This window comes from Geobacillus stearothermophilus ATCC 12980 (assembly GCF_030369615.1).
GTDB classification, from domain to species: Bacteria; Bacillota; Bacilli; order Bacillales; family Anoxybacillaceae; genus Geobacillus; species Geobacillus stearothermophilus.
The window spans coordinates 641463-662586 of record NZ_CP128494.1 but is presented as its reverse complement, the minus strand read 5'-3'; the positions used below and the strand labels follow the sequence as shown (position 1 = coordinate 662586).

Sequence of the window (21124 nt, the reverse complement as noted above, 5' to 3'; positions counted from 1 at the left end):
TATTTAGTAGACCCCCACTTCGTTTTCTTTCCGAATCGTTGTCCCATACCATGTTCCGTTCTGATAAAACGTTGTTTTGCCACTGACGATCATCACTTCCGGCAGCGCATCGGACAGGGCGGAGAGCGCCGCTTTCACTTTCGGAATCATCCCACCCGTGATGACGCCGTCTTCGATCAGTCGTTCAATCATTTCCACCGTCGCCTCAGCCACGAGCGCACCGTCTCGCAAAATGCCGGGTACGTTCGTCACAAACGCGAGCTGGCTGGCGCCGATGGCCGCTGCGACCGCCCCAGCCGCCGTGTCAGCGTTAATGTTGTACGTTTGCCCGTTTTGGTCGATGCCAAGCGGGGAAATGACCGGGATGTAGCCCGCCGCAAGCAGCGTGCGCAACAGCTGGGAACGAACGGTTTTCACACGGCCGACATAGCCGAGTTTGGCCAAGTCGATCGGTTCTGCTTCAAGCAGTCCCCCGTCCACGCCGGAAACACCGACCGCGGGCAAACCGTGCTGCCTGAGCATCGCGACAAGCTGTTTGTTCACTTTGCCGGAGAGCACCATTTCCACAACCGCGAGCACGTCTTTCGTCGTCTTCCGCAAGCCGTTGACAAACTCGCTCGGCACGGACAATTTTTTTAACATGTGTCCGATTTCCGGCCCGCCGCCGTGGACGATGACGACCTCCATCCCTTGTTTTCGCATTGCGTTCACGCTGGCAAAAAAGGCGGGAGACAACTCATCAAGCACGCTGCCGCCGCATTTGATGACGACCGTTTTCCCCATCGTTTTCTCTCCTTACGTCCGATAGCTGGCGTTAATTTTCACATAATCGTATGTCAAATCGCAGCCCCACGCAACGCCGACACCATCGCCTATATGCAAATCGACCTCAATGACGACCGTCTCTTGTTGCAAATACGCCGCCGCTTCTTCTTCCGAGAACGGCTGCGGCTCGCTTCCTTTCAGCATCACCATCGTCCCGATGGCGACATCGACGTTGTCCGGGTTCACTTCGGCATCCGAATAGCCGATCGCGCCGATGATCCGCCCCCAGTTGGCGTCCGCGCCGTAAACGGCCGTTTTCACTAAGTTGGAGCCAACGATTTGCTTGGCGATTTTTTTCGCTTCCTCATCCGTTTTCGCGCCGCGCACGCGCACTTCAATGAGCTTCGTCGCCCCCTCGCCGTCTTTGGCGATTTGCTTCGCCAAATCTTCGCACGTTTTCCGCAGCGCCTCGTAAAAGTGTTCCCAGTCCGGATGATCCGGCGTCAACTTATCATTTCCAGCAAGACCGCTTGCCATCACGACGACCATATCATTTGTCGACGTATCGCCGTCGACCGTAATTTGGTTAAACGAAACGTCCGTAATCGACCGCAGCGCCGCGTGCAGCACCGGCGACGAAACATTGGCATCCGTCGTGATGAATGCGAGCATCGTCGCCATGTTCGGATGGATCATCCCCGATCCTTTCGCCGCTCCGCCGACGGTGACCGTTTTCCCGTCGATCGTTGTTTGGTAACAAGCGCGCTTCATCACCGTATCGGTCGTTAAAATCGCCGTTTGAAACGCCTCCGCATCCGCCATCGTCACCCCTGGAACAAGCTGTTTGATGCCGGCGCGAATTTTTTCCATCGGCAAATATTCCCCGATCACGCCCGTTGAAGCAACGGCCACATGGTGCAGCGCCAGGCCAAACTGTTTCGCGCACAACTCGCGCATTTCATAGGCGTCCTTGAGCCCTTGCGCACCGGTGCAGGCGTTCGCGCATGCACTGTTGACGATGACCGCCTGCAATTTTTGTTCTACAGCGAGGCTCGCCTGCGTCACTTTGAGCGGCGCCGCCTGAAAATGGCTTTGCGTATACACCGCCGCCGCCGAAGCGGGCACGTCGCATAGAATAACCCCTAAATCGTTTTTCGAATAGCGCAGCCCGGCACTCACCCCGGCCGCTTGAAATCCTTTCGGCGTAACCACTGTTCCATCGACGACCGCCGTTACTTGCGCCGTTTGTTTCGTTGCTGTCATTGTTCGTTCCCCTTCCCTCACGGATAGATCGGCAAGGATCGGAGGCCCTCCGCCTCATCCCAACCCATCATCAAGTTGAAGTTTTGCACCGCCTGCCCGGCAGCGCCTTTCATCAAGTTGTCGATCACCGACACGACCGTCACCCGTCCCGTCCGCTCATCGTAGGCGAGGCCGATATCGCAATAATTTGATCCGTACACTTCTTTCGTCGCTGGAAATTGCCCGACCTTGCGAACACGGACAAACGACGAACCTTCATAACTTGTTTTATATAAATCTACCAAATCGTTTGGCGAAATCGATTGTTTCGCCTTCGCATAGATCGTCGCCATAATACCCCGTGTCATCGGAATCAAATGGGTGCTGAACGTAATTGGCTCCATCGCTTCATTCCACGTTTGCAGCGTTTGCTCAATTTCCGGAATGTGCTGATGGACGTTCACTTTATAAATTTTCACGTTTTCGTTCACTTCGGAAAAATGCGTCCCAAGCCCTGCTTTCCGCCCCGCGCCCGATACGCCGGACTTGGCGTCAACGATGATCGAATCTTCCTGAATCAATCCTTCTTTGACAAGCGGCGCCAGGCCAAGCAGCGTCGCCGTCGGATAACAGCCCGGGTTGGATAGGAGCACGGCCTCGCGCACCGCCTCCCGATTCCACTCGGTCAGCCCGTACACCGCCTTTTGCAAATATTCCGCCGGCGCCGTCTGCCGCCCGTACCATTGTTCGTACACCGCTCCGTCTTTCAAACGGAAAGCGCCCGATAAATCGATCACTTTCACTCCCCGATCCACGAGCGCCGGCGCCCACTCCCCGGACACCCCGGGCGGCGTGGCGAAAAAGACCGCATCGTAACGGGAAAGCGCCTCGATTTCAAGTTTATGCAACACCGCACCATCGACCGAACCGACGTGCGGGAAACTTTCCGATACATGAACCCCGTCCTGCGACGACGAGAACACGTCGCAACGGCTCACATGCGGATGCCCGTATAGCAAGCGGAACAACTCCGCGCCGCTGTACCCCGTCGCCCCGATAATGGCTACGTTCATCATGTTCCCCCTCACCCGTATGCCTCATGTAGTTCTCATTATAATACTGTATAAAAATAAAATCAAATGTATATTTAATAATTTTCAAGGATTTTTTTCTTGCCCCTCCCTCCGTCTATGGGAAACGAATACCGATTTGTCCCGGCAGCCAAGGTGCATCCTTGACTCCATCGCCCTCATGTTCTTGGGATGCAAAGACTTTCACAAACGATTCCACCGATGTTCAACAAGTTTTTTAATCTTTCCACTATCCTTATATTGACTTCCCTCTTTTTTCCTGTACACTTTTATATAGCGATACATTTTACGTAAGGTTGTGATCGGATGAACGAGATGGAATCTCGTGAATGGCAGAAGTGGCTTACACCGCTTGGGCGCGATCTTCGCCTTGAGAAGGGAACGTACTTGTTTCAAGAAGGGGAAAAAGCAGACGATATTTACTATATCCAATCGGGGAAAATCCAAATCAGCAAAATCGACATGGACGGACAGGAGCTCGCGCTGCGCATTTGCAGCGAGGGCGATTTGATCGGCGAGCTGACACTGTTTTGCCCTGGCGCCCGCTACATGCTGACGGCGAAAGTGCTGGAAGACGGCGTCGTTTCCGCCATTAAGCGCGAGACGCTCGAACAAGAACTTGCCAACAATCCGACGCTGGCGATCGAGTTGATGAAATGGATGAGCCTCCATTTCCGCAAAACGCAGACGAAATTCCGCGACTTGATTTTACACGGCAAAAAAGGAGCGCTCTATTCAACGCTCATCCGTTTGTGCAACAGCTACGGCGTCATGAAAGAAGACGGCATTTTGATCGACGTGCCGCTGACGAACCAAGAGCTCGCCAACTTTTGCGGCACCTCCCGTGAAGTCGTCAACCGCATGCTCGGCGATTTGCGGAAAAAAGGCGTCATCTCCGTGCAAAAAGGAAAAATTCGCGTCCACAACTTGCAATATTTGCGTGACGAAATCGCCTGCGAAGGCTGCCCGCCCGAGCTGTGCAGCATTGACTGACGGGCGGGTGCGGAAAAAAAGGAGCTCCTTTTTAATGGTTGGTTGCACTTTCATTTTAAGGGGATCCTCATGCAAGGGCTATTTTTATGCTTGTTTGAGTTTATCTAGCACCACGGGTAATATGCTATACCTCCTGAGCCGTCTGATCGACCGTATCGGACGTTTTGTGGGACGTAAATAAGGAAGAGCTTCATGATCATCAAGTATTTTCCGTTGAAGTAAAATAAGAAGGCGCCCTCAGACGCCTTCTTTTTAATCTACTTTTTAATCTACTTTTAACACGACGCGGCCGTTAATTTGCCCTTTTAACATACGATCGAATACGTCGTTAATGTTTTCAAGCGGTTGCACTTCGACAATTGTTTTTACTTTTCCTTCTGCTGCAAATTGAAGTGCCTCTTGTAAGTCTTTGCGCGTACCAACGATAGAACCAATAATTTTTACTCCATTTAATACTGTATCGAAAATTGGAATAGGTATTTCTTCCGGCGGTAATCCGACGAGTACGCAAGCACCACCGCGACGAATGGATTTGTAGGCTGATTCGAACGCGGCTTTTGAAACAGCTGTGACGACAGTCGCATGCACACCGCCCACTTTTTCTTTTATCCATTGTGCTGCATCATCATGTTTCGGATTGACGACAAGATCTGCACCAAGTTGTTTAGCAAGCTCAAGTTTTTCATCACCTAAATCGACAGCAACGACGTTTAACCCCATCGCCTTTGCGTATTGGACTGCGACATGTCCAAGCCCGCCGATACCGTAAATGGCTACCCATTCACCTGGTTTTGCGCCTGTTACTTTGAGCGCTTTATATGTTGTTACACCAGCGCAAAAGATTGGAGCGGCTTCTTCAAACGATAAGTTATCAGGAATTTTTACGACATAATCGGCTGCAGCACGGCAATATTCAGCATAACCACCATCGACGGAATAGCCAGCGTTTTGTTGACGTTCGCATAATGTTTCTTGTCCGCTTAAGCAATAGTCACAATGACCGCACGCCGAATAAAGCCAAGGGATACCTACGCGATCTCCAACTTTTAAATGTGTTACCCCAGGACCTACTTCTTCAATTACACCGACGCCTTCATGGCCAGGAATGAGAGGTAGTTTAGGCTTTACAGGCCAGTCGCCATGTGCGGCATGCAAGTCTGTATGGCATACCCCACACGCTTTGATGCGCACTAATACTTCCCCGTATGAGATCTTAGGTTTTTCCACTTCTTTCACTTGTAACGGCTTTTTAAATTGTTCCACAACTGCAGCTTTCATGATTATAATCCTCCTTCTAGGCAAAAAGGGACTTTTTGATCTGTACATATGTAGTGTAGCATACATTTAACTTGTGAAAAATATCACAAATAAAATGTTCAAAAAAATGAAAAATATTTTTGGATAAAAAGTTAAAAATTTGGTTCGGAAGTTGACATCATATAAAGTTTCTGTTCTAGTCATATAGTGTAAATGGATTTACGTCAAATTTTTGGACACAAAAAAGTTAATTTTTTACTAAGTTCCTGCCCCTTTAAGAGTGGGGAGCGATGACGCTTGACATGGAGCCTCTGCGGGCATGATTCTACTGCCGAGAAGCCAGATGTTACAACATCAGCATCGCCAAACAAGGCTATCATGCCCGCCACTCCATGTAAAGCGGGTGCACAATCTTAATACAGTGATTAGGCTGTACGATGAATGTTGTCTTCTATCTCTTGCGGGGTTTTATAACCAATGCTGCCATGAATTCTTTTCCGGTTGTACCAGCCTTCGATGTATTGAAATAAAGCCCATTTGGCTTCCTGAAAATCTAAGTATTTGACATGGTGGATTTCTTCTTTTTTCAAAATGGCATGAAAGGATTCAATGCAGGCATTATCATATGGGCAACCTTTACGACTGAATGACTGCTTCATGCCTTTTGATTGAACGAATTTCGCAAACTCTTCGCTTGTATATTGAGAACCTAGATCAGTATGGAGAATAAGCCCTTCTTCTGGAGCTTGAGTTTCGTACGCATTCTCTAACGCTTTTATCACTAAATCTGTTGTTATGGTCCGTGAGAAGGAGTAACCAACCACCTTTTTAGAATGCAAATCCAATACAGAAGCTAAATAGCACCAACCGTCTCTAAGAGTGTGGATATAAGTAATATCCGCCATCCATTTTTCGTTGATAGACTTTGTCGAAAAATTTTGTTCCAATAGATTTTCACGTTCTACTACTTGTTGCTTACTCGAATATGGGTGGTATTTTTTCAATACAATAGACTTGATTCCAGCTTCTTTCATTAAGCGTTGGACTCTTTTTAAGCTTACCGAGTATCCTTCTTTTTGAAGGCTGAAATGGATTTTGGGAGCACCATAGCGCTGTTTACTTTCTGTATGGATTTCGATGATTTTTTTGGTTAATTCCTTGTTTTCCCGGTTACGATTAGACTCGACATGTTGTAGAGATTTATAATACGTACTTCTAGGTATTCCTAATACATCGCATAGAGTTTTGGTTGGATATTGATCTGAATGTTTTTCCATGTTAAAGCCGATGATAAAATCCCCAATATAGCCGGAATAAAATTCCCCACTTACAATAGAACCATAGTGTCAACGAGAGGAGCTATGGTTCATGATTACGAGAGGGGAATTTTTTATGATCAAAGAGATGTATGAAAGGGGAATGAGTATTTCCGATATTGCGAGGGAATTGGGGATCGATCGGAAAACCGTCCGAAAATATATTCACTCCCCCAATCCTCCTTCCAAATCCAAGCGAAAACAAAGAAAAAGCAAGTTAGATCCATTTAAGCCGTATCTTCAAAAACGAATGTTAGAAGATGGGGTGTTTAATAGCGAAAAGTTGTTTTTTGAAATTCGACAACAGGGCTATACGGGAGGAAAGACGATTTTAAAAGACTATATGAAACCTTTCCGAGAGACGGCGAAAAAGAAATACACCGTTCGTTATGAAACGCTTCCTGGCGAACAAATGCAAGTCGATTGGAAAGAAGTTGGGGAGGTCGTGATCGAAGGGAAAAAAGTCAAGTTATCGCTATTTGTGGCCACGTTAGGCTATTCGCGGATGAAATACGCGGTATTTACGACCAGCCAGGATCAGGAACACTTAATGGAATGCCTGATTCAGAGCTTCAAGTACTTTGGCGGGGTTCCGAAGAAGGTGTTATTTGACAATATGAAGACCGTTACAGACGGGCGAGAACAAGGAGTGGTGAAATGGAATCAACGATTTTCCGAATTTGCGAGTTACTATGGATTTATTCCAAAAGTATGCCGGCCTTACCGGGCCCAGACAAAGGGAAAAGTCGAACGAGCCATTCAGTATATCATGGATCACTTCTATGTGGGGACAGCGTTTGAAAGCATCGAGGAATTAAATTTCCTTCTCCATCGTTGGCTCGATCAAGTGGCGAATCGGAAGCCAAACGCCACTACCGGTATTTCTCCGCAAGAGCGTTGGGCCGAGGAGTCACTCAAGCCTCTTCCGTTGAAAGATTACGATACGAGCTATCTTTCCTATCGGAAGGTGCATTGGGATGGCAGTTTCTCCTACAAAGGGGAACAATGGCTCTTATCGGCGGAGTATGCGGGCAAAGAAATTCTGGTGAAGGAGCGATTAAATGGAGATATTCGATTGTACTTTCGAGGGGAGGAGATTTCTCACGTGGACCAACAGAAAAAAGTGATTTCATTCGCCGAAAAAATAAAAAAGAAACAAACGGAAATGGCCGCCACCATTTCGCCTGTTTCGGTGGAAGTGGATACTCGTCCATTGTCCGTTTATGACGCATTCCTGCGAGGGGAAAGCTCATGAAAGAACGAATACACGAGTATTGCCACCGACTCCATTTGCCTGTCATGGCGGAACGATGGTCCGCCATGGCAGAATACGCCTCTACTCATAATATATCATATTCAGAGTTTTTATTCCGCTTATTAGAGGCAGAAATCGTCGAAAAACAGGCACGATCGATCCAAACGCTCATCAAGCTGTCCAAACTGCCGTATCGCAAGACGATCGATACGTTTGATTTTACCGCGCAGCCTTCGGTGGATGAGCGCCGGATTCGAGAACTGCTTACGTTGTCCTTTATTGACCGGAAAGAAAATATCCTCTTTCTCGGTCCACCGGGTATTGGGAAGACACATCTGGCAATTTCGATTGGAATGGAGGCGATCGCAAGAGGATATAAAACGTATTTTATTACCGCTCACGATTTGGTCAATCAGTTAAGAAGAGCCGACCAGGAAGGAAAGTTGGAGAAAAAGCTTCGTGTCTTTGTGAAGCCAACCGTTCTCATTATTGATGAAATGGGGTATCTAAAACTGGACCCGAACAGCGCTCATTACTTATTTCAAGTGATCGCCCGGCGGTACGAGCATGCCCCGATTATCCTCACCTCCAACAAAAGCTTTGGGGAATGGGGAGAAATCGTGGGAGACTCGGTTTTGGCGACAGCGATGTTAGATCGATTACTGCATCATTCCATCATTTTCAACCTAAAGGGGGAAAGCTATCGATTACGGGAAAAGAGGCTCCAAGAAGAAAAACAGAAGGATCAATGAAAGGTCCTTCTGGGGAATTTTAAACCGGCGATTTTGGGGAAAAAATAATCGGCCTTGACATTCAATAAAGGTAGTTATCTCAGTGGTACTTACTTTCTCGCGAATATGGCCATAGCCTTTTTTAAAATTTCGTTTTCTTCTTGGAGACGGCGGATCTGCTTTTGTAACTTGGTTATATCATCAGCCGCCACAGAAGTTCCATCTTCCAATTTTACTGGAGAATATCTTTTGATCCATTTGTAAATCGTTACTTCAGATACGCCATATTCGCTGCTTAAGTCCTTAACTTTCCTTCCAGTACCGTAAAGATCTACCACCATTTTTTTGAAGTCTTCATTGAATTTTATACCAATATTTTGGTTACCCATAAGGACACATCCTTTCATTAGCATTTTAGTCAAATATTCAAAAACTGGTTCATCACCAAATTTTGTGATTTAGTGACAAAAAAGAGAAAGCACTGACGAGATCCTGGCAATAATGTTAGCGGTGAAATAAACATTAGGGAGGTCTCGTAAGTGCTTTCTATATCACTAGGATTGCCAGAATTGAAAGTGATAAACAAGAACTTCATTCCTATGGTTATGCGATTCATGTAGAGAAAACAGAGACCCAGGAGCGCTGCCCTCATTGTGGATTTGCCACTTCCTCTGTCCACGACAAACGGACAAGAAAAGTACGGGATTTGGCGATTTTCCATCAGCCGGTGTACTTGTTCGTCAAGGTAAAGCGCTATCGGTGCCGGAATTGTTCCCAAGTGTTTTCCCCCTCTTTGGAATCGATTGAACCCAATCAACATTACACTAGTCGATTTTGTGAGCACTTGTATGAACTTTGCGAAGGCTCCACCATTCAAGAGGTTAGCCGAAAGCACCGTATTCCATATACAACATTGGAACGCATTTATTACTCCATCGCATCGAAAAAAGCAAAAGAGCGTCAAACAGCGATAGAAGCATCTTCTCAAGAAAGAATGGTGCTTAGCTTAGATGAAATCGCGGTAAAAAAGGGACATCAGTATGAAACCGTATTGATGGATGCCAAAGCCGGATCGGTCATGGGAATGCATGCCGATCGCCAATGTGACTCCGCCATCAACTTGTTGAGCCAAAATATCCTGTCGAAAGAAATGGTCCAAACGGTGATTCTTGACATGTGGGAACCTTATCATAAGGCGGTTCGCGCCCTGTTTCCATCTGCTTCGATTGTCATCGATAAGTACCATGTGGTTCAAAAAGTGACACAAGCCTTGGATCAAGCAAGAAAGGAATTTTCTCCATTGAAAAAGGCTCGATATCTTCTCTTAAAAGGCTGTGAAAAGCTTCGTAAGGACCAACGGTTTCGATTAGACGATATCTTGGAGGAGTATCCGGTACTCTCCATTGCTTATTATCTGAAAGAGTTGTTTCGGGATTTTTACCGAACCGATGGATATAACGAAGCAAAGGAACGCTTGGAAGAATGGATTCAGTTAGCTAAACAGAGCCCTTTTGCTTCTTTTCAGGAAGCAGCCAACACGCTTGAAAGGTGGAAGGAGCCGATTCTTTCCTACTTTTCCGTGAAAATCCCCACCACTTGGTGAGTGCGGTATACGCTCCTGATCCGTGAGGGTATACTGAAAATGGCCAAAAAAGGCAATAGGAAAGCAGAGGTGCCCGATTTTAGGCATCTCGTATAACCTGTCTGCCTTTTGGCTAGACTAAATAAGTTGTGGTTGGCGGAACGGCTCTTTGCGGGAGATCATGCAAAAGATGATCACCAACATCCGCCGAGCAATGGCGATGAGGGCTTTTTTCTTCCCGCACCGGGCCGCCAACGACCAAAACTTTCGGGACAAGGGATGCGTCTTGGATCGAGCTGCTGACCATGCCGCCTCGCATAACGCCGATCGGAGATGGGGATTGCCTTTTGTCGTGCGCGTGCTCTTTCGCTTTCCGGCGCTTTCATGGTTGCCGGGGGACAATCCAGTCCATGAAGCCGCCCGTTCCGGCGTTTCAAAGACGCTCATGTCGGTTCCCATCTCGGCTATGATGACGGCGGCGGTTTGTTTTTTCACTCCGGGCATGGTCATCAGCAGGTTCACTTCCTCGCGATACGGCTCGAGCAGGCGGTCGATGTGTTGGTCGACTTCTTCGATGAGCCGCTCCAATTCCTCAACGTGTTTCCACAAGAGGCGAAGGAGACGGAGCTCGTGTTCGGTCAAGGTGCCGAGCAGCGAATCGTACACCGCTTGCTTTTTCTTTTTGAGCCTGCCGCGCAGGCATTCATCCAACTCGTCCTTGTCCACGTATCCCTTCTCGAGCAGCCGGGCGAGGATGTCTTTTCCGGAAACGCCGAAGAGATCGGAGAGGACCGAGCCGAGTTTGACATTGGAAGACTCGAGCACTTTTTGAATCCGGTTTTTCTCCGAAGTCAGCTGTCCGACCCACTTTTTGCGGAGGCGGGTAAAATCCCGCAATTCGCGAATATCCGCTGGGGGGACGAAACTTTTTTCAACGAGTCCATGGCGGAGCAGCTTGGCGATCCACTCGGCGTCCGAGACATCGGTTTTTCTTCCCGGGACATTTTTGATCCGCTGCGGATTGGCCAGTGTCAAGTCGACATAGCCCTCGAGGAAGGCGAAGACCGGTTTCCAATACACGCCGGTGGATTCCATGGCGACATGGGTGACCCCATGTTCTTCGAGCCACTCAAGCAGGTCGCCAAGTCCCTTCGAGAACGTGGAGAAGGTTTGAATGTCCTTTTGAATGTGTCCATCTTCTTCCCATAGCGCGCAGGCGACGATGGTTTCGGCATGAACATCCAATCCTGCGCAGCGAGGATAGATGACATCCATGATGAAAATCCTCCTTTTCGATGATCGAGTGCGCAAACAGTGAATCCACGGGAGAAATGCGGCAGTTTTCCGTTCGTCGTCACCTTTCCTGTGCATCGGGAAAGGGCGGACAATGGGTGGTGCACCCAGTGGATTCAAACACTTTTCCGTACAGGGTCTAAGCCACCATTAAGCATAACGTCCTGTTAAACTGTTTGCGCCTATTCTTCATTATGGGAAGAAAAGGGGGATTTTCATCCCTGGGTGGAGGGCAAACCATTGCCCATGGATCTTTTCCATCTGGAATTCAGTGGTGGAAGCCTAAAATATTAGAGATTAAAAATTTAGAACCCGGGAGTCGTTATAACTCACATTTCGCACCCTCTCGACGAAAATCGGGAGGATTTTTTCGTTCCGATGTCGAATGAATCCTTGACACACAAGGAACGTAAAGGAGTTTTTCTCTTATGAACGTTCAAGTCAAAAAGGTCTATCGCAATTCTTATTTGAATATAATAAGTGCCCTATTCAAGAAACTGGGTCTGCCTCAATTGATTGACCATCTCGTGCCCGTCGATCCGCAGTGCCAAACGCGAGTCAGCGATGCCGTTCAGGCCATCCTCTACAATGTGTTTGACGGCCGGCAAGCCCTTGTTCACTTGGAACATTGGGCTCAGGAGGTCGATTGTGAGAAACTCATCCGTCCCGATCTCCATCCTTCCTGGTTGAACGACGATGCTGTAAACTAGCACATTATTTCAGAATCCCTTTTTCAAATTATTTCAGGCGGATTCGGAAATAATGTGCAAAATTTTTGCGGATTGTTCCGGATTTTGCACATTCTTTCGGAACGTTTGCACGCTCTTTCAGATGAAGATTTCCAGCGCGCCTGATGGACCTATGGAAAAGAGAAAGCACAAAAGAGGCCGATTCGGCCCCTTTCGTGCTAATACCCCATTTCCTCTGCGGCCATGCGCACCACTTCTTCGTCAATGGCGTCCTTTTTCAGCTGATACCCGTATAACAGGCACGTCGTGGCCAACGTGTTGATCACCCGAGGCCATCCCCGCGACTGCAGGGCAATCGCCTCTAACGCCGATGGGGTGAAGATCGGATGCTTCGCCCCGGCCTGTTTCATCCGATGTTCGATGTAGCCCGCCACCTCTTCCTTCTCCAGCGGCCCCATCCGGTATCGCATGATGATCCGCTGGTCGAGAGGGCGGTGCTGATTGAGCCGCAGCTTCCCCTGTAAATGGGGCAGCCCGGCCAACATCAAGACAAATGGGTTGGTCGAATCCATCTCAAAGTTGAACAAGATGGCGATGTCTTGTAAAAAGGCATCCTTGGCCAAATGCATCTCGTCCAAAATGAACACCGGCGTGATCCGTCGTTCATGATACAATCGCTCGATCGCCTGCTGGATTTGGCGGAAGAGATCTACCTTGCGATACTTCGGTTCCTCTCCTAATCCCAAGGCCAGTCCACGGTAAAAATCCATCACGCCTCCGGTGGATAACGGAAAGTAGACGACATGATACAATGATGGATTCAATGACTCTTTCAGCGCCCGAAGGGCGAACGTCTTGCCCGCCCCCGGCTCTCCGATCAACAGCCCGATCCCCCGGGTTCGTTTCACGTACTCCAGCGCCCGCAACGCTTCCTGAAATGACGCCCCTTGATACGCCTCGGACGGGTCTGTTTCTTTCGCAAACGGCTCCCGCGAAAGGGAGTAAAACGATTTATACACCGTGTTCTCCCTCCTTCGCCGGAATCGCCGCAAAAGGGGACCGATGGCGTTTTACATAGGCGTTGTCCTCCAAACGCACCCGAACGGCCTCCGCCACCCGTTTGCCATCTTCGTACACATAGACGCCTCGTTCGTCATAGCGGAGCTCAATCGATTGCCCAATGAACCGAGGCGGCACTTCGTATAGCTGTTTATTCAGGGTGATCGTGCCATCGGCTTTCACCTTGCGGTGCTCCCGTTTCAGAAAAATCGCATCCAGCCAATCGCCATCTTCGATGAACGACACGAGATGCACTTGCGATTGAAACACCTCATGCGGCGTTTTTCCGTCCAGTGAGGCGTGCGGTTTTCGATGATACTCCTCTTCAAGCCACTTCCAAAAACGCTCGTTCAACTCGTCAAGCGATTTCGGCGGATTCAGCTCCAACAGTGGATAAAACCGTGTCTGTACGGTGCGGAAGAACCGTTCGATTTTCCCTTTGCTTTGCGGATCATACGGCTGGGTGTGGATGAGCGTAATCCCCATCTCGGCGCACGCATACTGTAGCACCTCGGACCGATAAATTTTCCCGTTGTCCGAGTAAATGCGCTTCGGCTTCCCGCAACGAAGCACCGCTTCCTTCGTGACGATCCGCAGCCCGTCAAACTTCTCCGAAGGGAAAAATTGGGCATATGGCACTAACCGCGAGCAGTCATCGATATACGCGATCAAAAACGTTTTCTGGGCTTTCCCATGGACGCGAATCGTGGGTCCATGGGATAAGTCCCCTTGCCATAGCTCATTGATCTGGTCATACGCAAAACGCTTTCGCTCCGGCATCGGCAAGATTTCTTTTCCCACCAGGTTGTGTTTTTTCAACAATCGGTATATAGTAAAGTAAGAGGTATGATTTTCTGGGATTTCCCCCTGCTCGATCAGGTGTTCGTAGAACACCGTCACGGGCATGGTGGGATGTTCTTTTCTTAGGGCTAAAATATGATCCTCATCATCGGGCGACAGACGCCTTGAGTGGCCGCGGTCCGAACGGCGCTTCGGCTTTAAGGCGTCAAAGCCCCCTTTTTTGTATCGGGTGCACCAATCGAGGATCGTCTTGGCTGCGATTCGTTTGTCGCCCTGGTGGGGAACATGGTGCACTCGCTCGCTCACCTCTTTCAGATACGTCTTCGGTTCCACCTGCCCATTCACCAACGGAGCGATTAGCCCGTACCGAAACAGGGCAATGTCGTGTCTCATCGACTCATCCATTCGAATCTCCTCCTTGTCTCACTTGGAATCAGGACCGTTCCGGTCCGTCTGCCCTTATCGTACCGGATCGCTTTTTCTCCGTCGATAGGAAAGGGTTGTGGGAACCTCAACTATTTCCAATTTAGGATATGTATGTAAAATCAGGATCCCATTTGATTCGCAAAAGGGTGTCGGAATCCGTCCTTCCACATGTCTCTGATGACCGAATCAAGACCGTGTTTCTCCAACGTCCGGATCCACCAGGAAGCCCGTTCCTTTTCTTTTTTCACGATAGGGCCTATGATCCTCCACCGCCTCGCAAAAAAGCTGTGAAGGCTTGATAGGTTTCGGCAGAACCGTCGGACATAAAAGATGATGCCGTCCTTTGTCGGGAGAAACGGAGCCCGGTTCGTCCCCTCGGTCAATCCCAACTGCTCTTTCACGACTTGCCATATGGCGGACAACGTATACTGAAAATACGGGAGGAGAAAGGAAGGCAGCACACTCACCGTCTTCAAGCATTCCCGACAGCGATACCGGACAATCCAAATGCGATCATCACCATGTGGGGTCAATGCGTTTCGCTCATCGTAACCGTGGCGGTGCAACGGGCGCTTGGCCCGGCAATGCGGACACTTTTTCAGAAGAGGGAAGTCGTTTTCTTTTCCACGCTCTGCATACGTTTGGACGTCAATGCCAAAGTCATGAAATTGAATCACGTCCTCCTCCCCCTCCTATGAACCGATGGATTTTCTCTTCCGAAATAATTCACAAAAAATTTAGCACATTCTTTCAGAAAAGGGGAGAGGGCTTTCTGAAGGAATGTGCAAAAAAATGTCTCTTTTGTTCCGAAATAAAGTGATAATTTACAGATGCGTTGGCCCGTCATCTCGATTGCCTGTATGAGGCTGGCATTCACAACGTCATCAGCACTTGCTTGATTCATATTTATCGAAAAGAAGGCCTTTCCCTCCGAGCCTTCCACGCCGATACGACGGACAAGACCGTTTACGGCGCGTATGAATCGGCCTCGTTAGAGGCCTTACAAATCACACATGGCTACAACCGCCATCATCGTTGGCAAAAACAGATCGGTTTCGGACTGGTCGGTAACGAGGACGGCATCCCGTTTTACGGCGATGTGCACGATGGCAACCTGCCCGATAAAACATGGAATCCCGAGGCGCTGTCTCGTGTCCATGAACAGCTGAAGCAGGCCAAAATCGAAGACGAATGGATTTACGTGGCCGATTCCACCGCGATGACGAAAGAGACCCTGGCGCAAACCAAAGCGGCCAACGCCTTTTACCGCGTTTTTCAGCGCCGAGTGCGTCAGTTTATTACTCCAGAACACCCGTTGAAGGGTCCTGGAGGCCGCAAACTGACCCGGCCGACGGGACAGGCGATTTTTCAGCTGTTTCAATATGTGAACGTCGTCCTGTTCAAGCTGCCGGATGGGCGCATCCAACGCTCACTGGATCGCTCCCTTACCCCTGATCAGCGAAGGATTCTGCAGGGATTGGGCATGGATGAGAGCATCTACGTGTAACGTGATACGGAACGACCATCGATGGTAAAAAAAGGGATTGCCATCGCTCGTTGTGTTGGTCAAAAAGTTATTCTGAAAAACTAAATAAAAAATCCTTTGTTTTGACCTTGTTAGGGTGCGAAATGTGAGTCGAATGCCACTTATATGGGACATTGATTGCCATTTTAGTCATGCAGACTCTTCTGTTCCAAGCACGAAGGTATTGGCATCAACGGGAGGGAACCGAGATCAGTGAATGGAAAGCGCTTAATATCCTCCAATCGTATTGGCATCGGTTTCTTTTGCATCCCCAAGCGATGGAAACCGCCTTTCCATCTCTCCTGTCTCTGTTAAGGAAACACGCGAGAAAAGACCGAAGGAAAGGAGAGGAAACGGTATCGGATCTTTTAAAGAAATTGGGGATATGGTAGTGTGGGTTATGGATATAAATACCAAATAACCCTCTTCTTGAGGGCTATTTGGCATGCCCAGCATTTGGTTTTCTCTTCATCCTTTGATTGATTTTTCGAACATGCGTATCATCCTAAAAAATTTTATACCGCTAACTTGACGGGTATGGGGATTTCTCCCTTTCCAACAGGATACTGATATTCCGTATCCTGTTGGAAGAAACCAGTCCCTTATCTAATTCCGTATCCTTTTCAGAGATACCCTATATCTTAACACAAATTAACGATTATTTTTGAATTTCAGCTCAATCTCACGTAAAATGAAAGTGCCCTCACGTGGAACCCTCTTCCTCAAAATATCGGGTTTGTCCACTTTCATTTGACGAGGGCTCCAAGCAAAGGGCTATTTTACGATCTATTTGTTTTCAGCATCACTCGTAACAACATATCCTTTTGTAACTTCTTCTAAATTTCTAGCCATTTCTTGGAGTACGCTTGATGATGCGTCTAAATTTCGGGCAGTTTGTACTTGCTCTTCAACAGTCGCATTTAACTCTTGTGTTCCAGCCGAAATTTGTTGAGCAGCACTTGCGATGGAATCAATAGCTTGATTTAATTGCTCTATTGCTGAAGCTTGCTGATCCACAGCACCTGCAATATTTGTAGTATTGGCGTTAATTTCTTCTGTCACAGACATGATGACGGAGAGGGCTGATTTTGCTTTATCAGCCAAATTTTTACTCTCTATCACTTCATCTATAACTTTATCGATTTCAAATACGGCTTCATCTGTACTTTTCTTATTTCGACTAACAATTTCAATAATATTTTTTGCAGCTTTTGCACTTCCTTCAGCTAGTTTTCTAACTTCTTCGGCTACAACGGTAAAGCCTTTTCCATGCTCGCCAGCACGGGCGGCTTCAATCGCTGCATTTAATGCAAGTAAATTGGTTTGGTCACTAATATTCGTAATTACACTCACAAGTTGTTCAATTTCGTTAGATTCGTCACTGAGTCTTGAAATCGTATTTTTTAATTTTTCGGAGGCGGACGCAACCAATGTTAGTCGTTGAACAACATGCTCAACTGCGTCAACACCTTCTTGTGAAGTTTTTAAGGATGCTTCCGTATCAGAATTCGCTTGTTGCGCGGAAGCATTGATTTCCTCAATAGCAGCGTTTATCTCTTCAATCGCTGCTTGAATTTCTTCAATATTAGCACTTTGCTCTTGAACACTTGCGGAACTCTGCTGAACGGCTGCAGATAATTCTTCTGTTGCTTTCATAGATAGATGTACAGATTCAGATAATGAATTAGAAAAATTAGCTAATTCATTTGAGTCGTTTTGAAGCTTTATAATGAGATTTCGTAAGCTTTCAGTCATATTATTTATTGTTCTAGCCAGTACTTCAAGATCGCCTTTCGCTTCGACTTGAACCGTTCGACTGACATCACCATCTATAATAGCTTGTGCGCGTTCAGTTAGCTGGGAAATCGGTTTTACTAAAAAATAATGGAGAATTCCAAAAGACACAAGAATTAACACCACAGATGATGTAGCTAAAGAAACCATCGTATTGTCTTTAAGAAAGTAATTCAAAACATATGAAATCATTTCAGAACCGATCAGCGTAAGCAAAATAACCCAACTTGAATATGACATTTTTAATTTCATTTAATCCTTCCATCCTTTCTAACTTTTAAGATATGTGTCTATTTTCTCGACATACTCTTCCTTTTCAAGGTGCATTTATATAACTGAATAACAACATCACTGCTTAATAATTTCTCTATATCTAGTAGAATCAAAATACGATTTTCTAAATTGGCTATTCCTGCTAAGAACTCAATGCTATTGCCATTAACCGTCGGAGTAGGCTGAATTTGCTCCTCTTGAATATCAAGTACTTCATTAGCTGCATCAACAATTAAACCTACATCTGTGTCATTAATTGTTACGACTACTAATCGAGTTTGATCAGTATAGGAGGTGGATTCCATCGATAAACGTTCTCGAAGGTCAACTACTGGAATCACATTTCCTCGAAGATTTGTAATTCCTTTGACACAAGAAATAGTTTTTGGTATTTTTGTAATATTTTGTAATATTCCAATAGAACGAATCTGATGAATATTGATTCCAAAGTATTCATTATATAGACTCCCATGACAAAAAAATTTCGTCACCATCGGAAGGATGAAAAGACCTCTATGTTGAATTTTACAACTTTACACATTTTGGAGTTCGGGTATTTTCAGGATAGATGCAATGAAGAAGTTTAACATATCCTTGACGGAAAAGCGGTTTGTCCATTTTCGACTGTCGAAGGCAAGCCATAGGCTTGCCCCGTCACGCCAAGGCGTTGTTCGGTCGCCTGACAGTCGATAAAAGCTGCAAATGGTAAATCTTCAAATTGCATCTATATAATTACTAATTATTATCTTTTTCTCAGTTTTATATTACTATTTAATCCCCTTTTGCTTCTAGTTTATAAAAATAATAGATTAATTAAACAATAAAACTAACACTAGGTTATAATGTTCCCAAACATCTTTATACAAAATTCATGATGTAATTTATTTTCCTCAAGTTTTCTCTTAAAGATTTATTCTCTTACATTGGAAGCAAGTTGTTCCTCGGTAGAAACAGCAATTTTCTCGGATGTTGCCGTGTTTTATTTCGCAACAGCCGATAATTCATTAACAGTTGAACTCAATTCTTGAATCCCTGCCGAAATCTGTTGCACTGTTGCAGAGATGCCTTCCAATTGTACGGAAGCATTCTTGTACTTTCCAAAATTATATTGAATTTCTGGACTGTTTCTTGTGAGATATCGAGATTCCACTCTTTACGTTTTGTGTAGCCTGTTCCATCATTTGAACAGTATTTTCTGTATCTTTTTGTATGCTAAAGATCAGTTCAGCAATCTGCTTCGCTTTTTTCTTTAAAAGGAAACTCTTCAATCATAGAAAACAAAATGGAGGCACAAAAAATCTTTTTCTAACAGAAAAATTTAACTTACGGCTTAATTTCAATACGTTCAAGCAACTTTTTTTCTTAATTTTCTTACATAAAACCAGTGTATTAGTGACTGTACCATCAGAAGTGAGTCAGTCAAGACTTTGTGGAGAACATTTTTTCGGTTCACTACGAGCGTTGTCAATCACTAGTTAGCGAACCATTTTCAGGAATTCATATCGTAAGCGCTTTCGGACTCTCATCCCTCATCTTGAGGCGATGATACGATATTCCATTTTTTTACACCCAACCAAAATCCCGAAGCGCCGACAACGCTTGATGGATCGGCGTCCCGGATGACCGCTGCAGACACGGTAGATTCTGACGCACCACATCTGCCCACAACCGTCCTGCCTTCCGTTTGGCCTGTTCAACCCGCTTGGACTTCGTCGAGGCCGAGGCTGCCGTTCGGGTCTCTTCTTCCTCCACCAACTGCCCATTTCTCCGCCAAATGCCGTCGATTCGGGCTGCCATCGCCCTCAGAAACGCCCGAAGCCCTTGGTCTTTCCAGCTGCGGCGGGATTTCACCCGATGCGCAAACCGGCTCATCACGCTCTCGGCGTGGCCCATCGGACGCATGCCGGTCGTCTCCACCCCTTGCTCCGACAGCCACTCCCGATCGTCCCGGATGCATCCCGGCATCGACTCGATCCGGCGGATCATGGCAGCCATCTGCTTCTCTTTCGCTTCGTCCTCCAACGTGCCGACCGCGCTGTTCAGCTCGACCAAAAGTCCTTCTTCGTCTTGTTTCGCCAGCTTCCTCCGCACCTCCCGCCAACGCGGATGGCCGGACAGACACTGACGCAGCTCCCGCGCCACATGAAATCGATCCAGCTGAAAGCACGCCCGCTTCCCAAAATACTCCCGGCAGGCCGTGATCCACGACGCCGCGTCGCCGTTGATGATCAAAAGGTCCCGGCACGGATCATAGGCATATTCGTTCATCAGCCACTCTTCAAACCGTTCCCACACGTCTCCCGCCCCTTCATGGAGGTAGTGGCGCCGGTTCACGAGCTCGAGCTGCGAACCGTTTCGTTTCCATCCCTCGTGAACCGCCAGGATTTTCTCTTCTTTCGCCCGTTTCCCTTTCCCCTGGCGGGAAATAAACAGTCCATCCGCCTCCACAAACAGCACCCGGCCGTGCCGTTGGGAAACAGGGCGGTGCAGCGAGACAGGGGCCTCCAGCACCAGTTGGCGAATCGCCTCGTGGCTTAGGACCGCATACCCCACGATCGACTCCAACGTACGGGCCGCTTTGCGGTAGGAAGAGCACTCTACGGCCAACTCGACCGCCGTTTCCTCGAGGCAAGGGCTGATCGACTGCGCTCCATCAAAGCCCAGTTCGGCATCCAGCAAGAAGGTATACGCCCCCGCCTGCCGATCATAGTAGTAGTTCCGTCGGAACGTCACTTCTCCAAACAGCGTTTGGATCGTGGTCGGCCGTTTGTCTTTCAGCTGATACCGGCGCTTGTCCCGCGCTTCCGCCAGTTGTTGATCAATCTCCTCCAAAAGGGTCGCCAACAAGACAGCGAACACCTTTTGAAGAGTTCTGACTAATTGTTCCTCCAGCTCTTTTAATAAAGGCCATTCTGTGGTAAGATGTTTCATGGACTCTCTCCCTCTTGTTTTATGGATGTTGGTCATCACCATCATAGCAGGGAGAGAGTCCTTTTTGCATGACATTTGCTTTTTTCTACCGCGCTTCGCTT

The 21124-nt window shown here is 47.5% G+C and carries 15 protein-coding genes and 5 pseudogenes; 6 read left to right on the top strand and 14 right to left on the bottom strand.

The features are described 5' to 3' along the window. Positions 1-3: 3 nt before the first annotated feature. From argB to argC, 3 genes are read right to left on the bottom strand one after another with little or no spacing between them, the layout of a single operon-like run. Positions 4-783, bottom strand: a complete 780-nt coding sequence (argB, locus tag QSJ10_RS03590) for an acetylglutamate kinase (protein WP_049624661.1) — start codon at positions 781-783, stop codon at positions 4-6. Positions 784-795: 12 nt separating this feature from the next. Next, on the bottom strand, positions 796-2028 hold the full coding sequence (gene argJ, locus QSJ10_RS03585; RefSeq protein WP_033015602.1) for a bifunctional ornithine acetyltransferase/N-acetylglutamate synthase: 1233 nt from the start codon (positions 2026-2028) through the stop codon (positions 796-798). A gap of 17 nt (positions 2029-2045) precedes the next feature. Next, positions 2046-3080, bottom strand: coding sequence for an N-acetyl-gamma-glutamyl-phosphate reductase (gene argC / locus QSJ10_RS03580; protein WP_033015599.1), 1035 nt, complete (start codon positions 3078-3080; stop codon positions 2046-2048). Between the two features lie 324 nt (positions 3081-3404). On the opposite strand from argC, the gene QSJ10_RS03575 reads away from it, so the two are divergent. Continuing rightward, positions 3405-4091, top strand: a complete 687-nt coding sequence (locus tag QSJ10_RS03575; RefSeq protein ID WP_053532538.1) for a Crp/Fnr family transcriptional regulator — start codon at positions 3405-3407, stop codon at positions 4089-4091. A gap of 264 nt (positions 4092-4355) precedes the next feature. Here QSJ10_RS03575 and adhP read toward each other — a convergent pair whose 3' ends face one another. Together adhP and QSJ10_RS03565 are read right to left on the bottom strand one after the other, a co-directional pair. Next, complete coding sequence (gene adhP / locus QSJ10_RS03570) at positions 4356-5369, bottom strand: alcohol dehydrogenase AdhP (RefSeq protein ID WP_033015595.1); 1014 nt, start codon at positions 5367-5369, stop codon at positions 4356-4358. 404 nt (positions 5370-5773) lie between these two features. Then, positions 5774-6610, bottom strand: a pseudogene (locus QSJ10_RS03565) (IS3 family transposase); the annotation flags it as partial. A 106-nt stretch (positions 6611-6716) separates the two neighbouring features. Here QSJ10_RS03565 and istA point away from each other — a divergent pair. Further along, a complete protein-coding gene (gene istA, locus QSJ10_RS03560; protein WP_053532453.1) occupies positions 6717-7919 on the top strand; it encodes an IS21-like element IS5376 family transposase in 1203 nt (400 codons plus the stop codon). Beyond that, positions 7916-8671: an IS21-like element IS5376 family helper ATPase IstB gene (gene istB / locus QSJ10_RS03555; protein WP_047817696.1), complete on the top strand. Its 756-nt coding sequence runs from the start codon at positions 7916-7918 to the stop codon at positions 8669-8671. Before istA ends, istB begins: the two co-directional genes overlap by 4 nt. 54 nt (positions 8672-8725) lie before the next feature. Here the strand turns inward: istB and QSJ10_RS03550 are convergent. Beyond that, positions 8726-9039 (bottom strand): annotated as a pseudogene (locus QSJ10_RS03550) (transposase); the annotation flags it as partial. Positions 9040-9189: 150 nt separating this feature from the next. Between QSJ10_RS03550 and QSJ10_RS03545 the strand changes: the two are divergent. Then, positions 9190-10226: pseudogene (locus QSJ10_RS03545) on the top strand (ISL3 family transposase); the annotation flags it as partial. Positions 10227-10370: 144 nt separating this feature from the next. On the opposite strand, the gene QSJ10_RS03540 reads toward QSJ10_RS03545, so the two are convergent. Further along, positions 10371-11507, bottom strand: coding sequence for an IS110-like element ISGka2 family transposase (locus QSJ10_RS03540; protein ID WP_064213609.1), 1137 nt, complete (start codon positions 11505-11507; stop codon positions 10371-10373). Between the two features lie 446 nt (positions 11508-11953). On the opposite strand from QSJ10_RS03540, the pseudogene QSJ10_RS03535 reads away from it, so the two are divergent. Further along, positions 11954-12229, top strand: a pseudogene (locus QSJ10_RS03535) (DUF4277 domain-containing protein); the annotation flags it as partial. A gap of 203 nt (positions 12230-12432) precedes the next feature. Here the strand turns inward: QSJ10_RS03535 and QSJ10_RS03530 are convergent. The 3 genes from QSJ10_RS03530 to QSJ10_RS03520 all read right to left on the bottom strand — a co-directional run bounded on the left by QSJ10_RS03530 (position 12433) and on the right by QSJ10_RS03520 (position 15177). Then, positions 12433-13233 carry an ExeA family protein gene (locus QSJ10_RS03530; RefSeq protein WP_289492947.1) on the bottom strand — a complete coding sequence of 267 codons (801 nt, stop codon included), beginning with the start codon at positions 13231-13233 and terminating at the stop codon, positions 12433-12435. Next, positions 13226-14479 (bottom strand): IS481 family transposase, encoded by a 1254-nt coding sequence (locus QSJ10_RS03525; RefSeq protein ID WP_289493456.1) that lies wholly within the window; start codon positions 14477-14479, stop codon positions 13226-13228. Before QSJ10_RS03525 ends, QSJ10_RS03530 begins: the two co-directional genes overlap by 8 nt. A 140-nt stretch (positions 14480-14619) precedes the next feature. Further along, complete coding sequence (locus tag QSJ10_RS03520) at positions 14620-15177, bottom strand: DUF6431 domain-containing protein (protein ID WP_033017092.1); 558 nt, start codon at positions 15175-15177, stop codon at positions 14620-14622. A 152-nt stretch (positions 15178-15329) separates the two neighbouring features. Here QSJ10_RS03520 and QSJ10_RS03515 point away from each other — a divergent pair. Next, positions 15330-16007: pseudogene (locus tag QSJ10_RS03515) on the top strand (IS1634 family transposase); the annotation flags it as partial. Between the two features lie 246 nt (positions 16008-16253). Here the strand turns inward: QSJ10_RS03515 and QSJ10_RS03510 are convergent. From QSJ10_RS03510 to QSJ10_RS03495, 4 genes are all read right to left on the bottom strand, one after another. Next, positions 16254-16481: a hypothetical protein gene (locus QSJ10_RS03510; RefSeq protein WP_155266814.1), complete on the bottom strand. Its 228-nt coding sequence runs from the start codon at positions 16479-16481 to the stop codon at positions 16254-16256. Positions 16482-16811: 330 nt separating this feature from the next. Further along, on the bottom strand, positions 16812-18071 hold the full coding sequence (locus QSJ10_RS03505; RefSeq protein WP_033017498.1) for a methyl-accepting chemotaxis protein: 1260 nt from the start codon (positions 18069-18071) through the stop codon (positions 16812-16814). Positions 18072-18109: 38 nt separating this feature from the next. Further along, a complete protein-coding gene (locus tag QSJ10_RS03500) occupies positions 18110-18586 on the bottom strand; it encodes a chemotaxis protein CheW (protein ID WP_080706586.1) in 477 nt (158 codons plus the stop codon). A gap of 1069 nt (positions 18587-19655) precedes the next feature. Then, positions 19656-21023: an ISLre2-like element ISGsp3 family transposase gene (locus QSJ10_RS03495; protein ID WP_353098802.1), complete on the bottom strand. Its 1368-nt coding sequence runs from the start codon at positions 21021-21023 to the stop codon at positions 19656-19658. Between the last annotated feature and the right edge of the window lie 101 nt (positions 21024-21124).